The 5,587-nt window shown below is 67.8% G+C and carries 4 protein-coding genes; all 4 read left to right on the top strand.

Annotation, left to right across the window (positions count from 1 at the left end; genetic code table 11):
- Positions 1-708 (top strand): undecaprenyl-diphosphate phosphatase (locus tag VNR91_RS03065; RefSeq protein ID WP_325489321.1); only part of this gene is annotated, 708 nt, incomplete at its 5' end.
- Positions 709-864: 156 nt separating this feature from the next.
- Positions 865-2,316 (top strand): NAD(P)-dependent oxidoreductase, encoded by a 1,452-nt coding sequence (locus VNR91_RS03060; protein ID WP_325489320.1) that lies wholly within the window; start codon positions 865-867, stop codon positions 2,314-2,316.
- Entirely contained in the window at positions 2,313-2,882 is a 570-nt protein-coding gene (locus VNR91_RS03055) for a DUF2059 domain-containing protein (protein ID WP_325489319.1), read from the top strand. Before VNR91_RS03060 ends, VNR91_RS03055 begins: the two co-directional genes overlap by 4 nt.
- The coding region (locus VNR91_RS03050; protein WP_325489318.1) for a glutamate synthase central domain-containing protein at positions 2,879-5,587 on the top strand (2,709 nt) is incomplete at its 3' end. The genes VNR91_RS03055 and VNR91_RS03050, both read left to right, overlap by 4 nt.

Genomic DNA, 5,587 nt, shown 5'->3' with positions numbered 1-5,587 from the left:
GGCGCGCTGCTCGGCTTTCAGGGCGAGGGCGCCGGCACGTTCGACATCGTCATCCAGCTCGGCGCGATCCTGGCGGTGGTGGTGCTGTACTGGCGGCGGTTTTGGGATGTCGCGGCCGGGCTGTTGCGCGCCGATCGCGGTGCGCTGATCTTCGTACGCAACCTGTTGCTGGCGTTCCTGCCGTCCGCCGTGGTCGGGATCATCGTCTACAAGGCGGTCAAGGCGATGCTGGAAAGCCCGACGATCGTCGCGGTGGCGCTGATCGTCGGCGGCGTCGCGATCCTGGCGATCGAGCGATGGGTCAAGGCGCCGCGCATCCGCACGATCGAGGAGATGGGCTGGCACACCGCGCTGGGCATCGGGCTGGTCCAGTGCCTGTCGATGATTCCCGGGGTCAGCCGGTCGGGCGCGACGATCATGGGCGCGCTCGGGCTGGGCGTCGAACGCAAGACCGCCGCCGAATTCAGCTTCTTTCTGGCGGTGCCGACGATGCTCGCCGCCTCCGCCTATGATCTCTACAAGAACCACGAGAGCCTGGGCGGGACCGGCTGGAGCCAGATCGCGATCGGGTTTGTCGTGTCGTTCGTCGTCGCGCTGCTGGTGATCCGGTGGTTTGTCGGGATCGTCGCCCGGCGCGGCTTCGCCCCGTTCGCCTGGTACCGAATCGTCGCCGGCACAGCCGCGCTGGTATGGCTTCAGATGAGATAGGACATTAAAGCTGACATAATTATTGCGAACCTGTCGCAACTAGGCTGCGTGAGAGAATTATTTTGCGGGATTTAGGTCTGATATACTGACCTAAAGTGCGATTTCCTCTGTAATTGATGCGATCTTTCGCGGTAACGCGCCTCGAAAGGTCGATTCATGGCGAATGAAAAGCTTCTCCAATTCGTGACACGCGAGCAGGCCTATCCGGCCAAGCGCGACCCGTCGTTGCGGGCGGAGGATTTCCGCGAGATCGCAGAGCGCTATGCACCGCCGACCGCGGAGGATCAGGCCGGGCGCTGCTCGCAATGCGGTGTGCCCTATTGCTCGGTGCACTGCCCGCTGCACAACCACATACCCGACTGGCTGCGACTGACCGCCGAGGGGCGGCTGCGCGAGGCCTATGAGCTGAGCAACGCCACCTCGACCATGCCCGAGATCTGCGGCCGCATCTGTCCGCAGGACCGGCTGTGCGAGGGCAATTGCGTGATCGAATTCTCCGGCCACGGCGCGGTGACGATCGGCTCCGTCGAGAAGTTCATCACCGACACCGCCTGGGCGGAAGGCTGGGTCGAGCCGGTCGCGGTCGGCCCGGCGCGCGGCCAGTCGGTCGGCATCATCGGCGCCGGCCCGGCCGGGCTGGCGGCCGCGGAATATCTGCGCGGCCACGGTTACGACGTCCACGTCTATGACCGGCACGACCGGATGGGCGGGCTGCTGACCTATGGCATCCCCGGCTTCAAGCTGGAGAAGCCGGTGGTGATGCGCCGCGTCGAGCGGCTGCGTGAGGGCGGCATCGTGTTCCACGAAGGATTCGCGGTCGGCCGCGACGCGACGCTGGAGGAGCTGCGCAAGCGCCACGACGCGCTGCTGGTGGCGACCGGGGTGTACAAGGCGCGGGCAATCAAGGCGCCGGGCATCGGCAGCGGCGGCGTGGTAGAGGCGCTCGACTATCTGACCGCGTCGAACCGCAAGGGCTTTGGCGACGCGGTGCCGGCGTTCGATGACGGCAGCCTGGATGCGGTCGGCAAGCATGTCGTGGTGATCGGCGGCGGCGACACCGCGATGGATTGCGTCCGCACCGCGATCCGCCAGGGCGCGGCGTCGGTGAAGTGCCTCTATCGCCGCGATCGCGCCAACATGCCGGGGTCGCAGCGCGAGGTCGCCAATGCGGAGGAGGAAGGCGTCGAGTTCGTCTGGCTGTCCGCCCCGCAGGCGTTCGAGGCCGATGCACGCGAACAGGGCCGCGTCAGCGCGGTGCGGGTCGAGAAGATGCGGCTGGGCGCCCCCGACGCCAGCGGCCGCCGCGCGCCGGAGCCCGATCCAGGCAGCGATTTCCGGCTGGAGGCCGATCTGGTGATCAAGGCGCTCGGTTTCGACGCGGAGGACCTGCCCCGGCTGTTCGGCGCGCCCGAACTGGGCGTGACCCGCTGGGGGACGCTGCGCACCGACAACAAAAGCATGATGACCAGCCTGGACGGGGTGTTCGCCGCCGGCGACATCGTGCGCGGCGCCAGCCTGGTGGTGTGGGCGATCCGTGACGGGCGGGACGTCAGCGCACGAATGCACCAGTATCTGAAGGCCAAGGCGAAAGCGGAGGTGGCGGCATGATGACGGCCGCCCTCGCCCTCCTGCTCGCCGCCGCCACACCCGGTGCGGTGCAGGACGCGCCGCCCCCGGCGGCGACGACGGCCGCGCCGGCGGGTCCGGCGCTCGCCGCCGAACTGGTCGGGCTGCTCGGGATCGATCAACAGCTCGATCTGACGTTCACCTCGATCATGCCGCTGATGACCGAGAACATCGCCGCCGCGATCGCCAATTCGGGCGCGGCCAGCGTCGAGTTGCGCGCCTCGCTGGCGAGCGAGGCCGGGCGCGCGCACATCAAGGGCGTCATCGCCGAGGAGGTGATGCTCGGCTTCCGCGACCGCTATCCCCGCGTCGCCACCGAACTGGCCAAGGCCTATGCCGAGAGGTTCACCGAGGCCGAGCTGCGCGATCTGGTCGCCTTTTATCGGTCGCCGGCGGGCGCGAAGCTGCTCAAGCTTCAGCCCGAGCTCCAGCAGACGCTGAGCAAGGTCGGCGAGCGGATCGGCCTCGAGGTCGGCATGGAAGCCATCCCCAAGGCGATCGAGAAATTGGAAGGGGCCCCGCCCCAGCCGGAGTCACCCAGGACATGACCGTGGAAACCGAACGCCTCCGCCTTGCCCGCGAGGGCATGTACCGCCCCGAGTTCGAGAGCGACGCCTGCGGCGTCGGGCTGGTCGCCACCACCGACGGCGTGCCGTCGCGCCGCGTCGTCGCCGCCGCGATCGACGCGCTGAAGGCGGTGTGGCACCGCGGCGCGGTCGATGCCGACGGCAAGACCGGCGACGGCGCCGGCATCCACGTCGACCTGCCCGCCAAATTCTTTGACGACGCGGTCGTCGCGTCGGGCCACCGCGTGCTGCCGAACCGGCTGGCGGTCGGCATGATTTTCCTCCCGCGCACCGATCTCGGCGCGCAGGAAGCGTGCCGCACGATCGTCGAGAGCGAGATCATCGACGCCGGCTACACCATCTATGGCTGGCGGCAGGTGCCGGTCGACGTCAGCGTGATCGGGCAAAAGGCGCAGGCGACCCGGCCCGAGATCGAGCAGATCATGATCGCCGGCCCGCTGCCCGACGATCAGGATGCCGCCGAGTTCGAAAAGACGCTGTACCTGGTCCGCCGCCGGATCGAACGGCGGGTGATCGCGGCGCAGATCAACGGATTCTACGTCTGTTCGCTGTCGTGCCGCTCGATCATCTACAAGGGGCTGTTCCTGGCGGAATCGCTGAGCGAATTCTACCCGGACCTGAAGGACGAGCGGTTCGAGAGCCGGGTCGCGATCTTTCACCAGCGTTATTCGACCAACACCTTTCCGCAATGGTGGCTGGCCCAGCCGTTCCGCTGCCTGGCGCACAACGGCGAGATCAACACGATCCGCGGCAACAAGAACTGGATGCTGAGCCACGAGATCAAGATGGCGAGCATCGCGTTCGGTGAGCGCAGCGAGGATATCAAGCCGGTGATCCCGGCCGGCGCGTCGGATACCGCCGCGCTGGACGCGGTGTTCGAGGCGATCTGCCGGTCGGGCCGCGACGCGCCGACCGCCAAGCTGATGCTGATCCCGGAGGCGTGGGCGCCGAAGGACGAGATGCCGCTCGCCCACCTCCAGATGTACAAATATCTCGCCAGCGTGATGGAGCCGTGGGACGGCCCGGCGGCGCTGGCGATGACCGACGGCCGCTGGGTGGTGGCGGGCATGGACCGCAACGCGCTGCGCCCGCTGCGCTACACGCTGACCAGCGACGGGCTGCTGATCGTCGGTTCCGAGACCGGGATGGTGGCGGTTCCCGAATCGACCGTGGTGGAGAAGGGGCGGCTTGGCCCCGGCCAGATGATCGCGGTCGATCTCGACCAGGGCGAGCTGCTCCACGACCGCGCGGTCAAGGACCGCATCGCCGCCGAGGCCGATTACGGCGCGATGATCGGCGAATTCCTGACCGTCGAGGACTTGCCGGTGCCCGCCACCGCGCCGCTGCGTTTCGACCGCGCCGAACTGACGCGCCGCCAGGTCGCGGCGGGCCAGACGCTGGAGGACATGGAGCTGATCCTGTCGCCGATGATCGAGGGCGCCAAGGAAGCGATCGGTTCGATGGGCGACGACACGCCGCTGGCGGTGATTTCGGACAAGCCCCGCCTGATCAGCCAGTTCTTCCGCCAGAATTTCAGCCAGGTCACCAACCCGCCGATCGACAGCCTGCGGGAACGCCACGTGATGTCGCTCAAGACGCGGTTCGGCAATCTCGCCAACATCCTCGACACGCAGGGCGCGCCGGGCAAGGTGCTGGTGCTCGAATCGCCGGTGCTGACCTCGGACGACTGGGATCGGCTGAAGGGGCATTTCGGCGCGCGCGCCGCGGTGATCGACTGCACCTTCCCCGCCAGTGACGGCGCGACGGAAGGACTGCGCGCCGCGATCGCCAACATCCGCGCGCAGGCCGAACAGGCGGTGCGCCAGGGCAAGAGCGAGCTGTTCCTGACCGACGAGGCGGTCGGCGCGGATCGCATCGCGGTCGCCGGCGTGCTGGCGGCGGCGGCCGTGCACACGCACCTCGTCCGCCGGGGTTTGCGCAGCTATGCGTCGGTCAACGTCCGCACCGCCGAATGCCTGGATACCCACTATTACGCGGTGCTGATCGGGGTCGGCGCAACCACGGTGAACGCCTACCTCGCCGAAGCGGCCATCGCCGATCGCCACGCGCGCGGACTGTTCGGCGACCTGACGCTTGATCAGTGCCTGGAACGCCACCGCACCGCGATCGACGAAGGCTTGCTCAAGATCATGTCGAAGATGGGGATCGCGGTGATCTCCAGCTATCGCGGCGGTTATAATTTCGAGGCGGTCGGGCTGAGCCGCGCGCTGGTCAACGATCTGTTTCCGGGGATGCCGGCCAAGATTTCGGGCGAGGGTTACGCCTCGCTCGATCTCAGCGCGCGGCTGCGCCACGACGCGGCGTTCGACGAAGGGGTGGCCACGCTGCCGATCGGCGGATTCTATCGCCAGCGCCATGGCGGCGAGGTCCACGCCTATTCGGCGCAGCTGATGCACCTGCTCCAGTCGGCGGTGGCGAGCGACAGCTATTCGACCTATCTGCAATTCGCGCGCGGCGTGCGCGACCTGCCGCCGGTGTATCTGCGCGACCTGCTCGAGTTCAATTACCCGCACGAGGGCGTCGCGATCGATTCGGTCGAGGCGATCACCGAGATCCGCAAGCGGTTCGTTACCCCCGGCATGTCGCTGGGCGCGCTGTCGCCGGAGGCGCATCAGACGCTGTCGATCGCGATGAACCGCATCGGC

Source organism: Sphingomonas sp. (genome assembly GCF_035555815.1).
Classification (GTDB): Bacteria; Pseudomonadota; Alphaproteobacteria; order Sphingomonadales; family Sphingomonadaceae; genus Sphingomonas.
This window is presented reverse-complemented; position numbering and strand designations above follow the sequence as displayed.

What these genes read in the sequence shown, in the direction of transcription:
- VNR91_RS03060 (WP_325489320.1), top strand. Translation starts at nt 865, where the DNA reads ATGGCGAATGAAAAGCTTCTCCAATTCGTGACACGCGAGCAGGCCTAT.
- VNR91_RS03055 (WP_325489319.1), top strand. Translation starts at nt 2,313, where the DNA reads ATGATGACGGCCGCCCTCGCCCTCCTGCTCGCCGCCGCCACACCCGGT.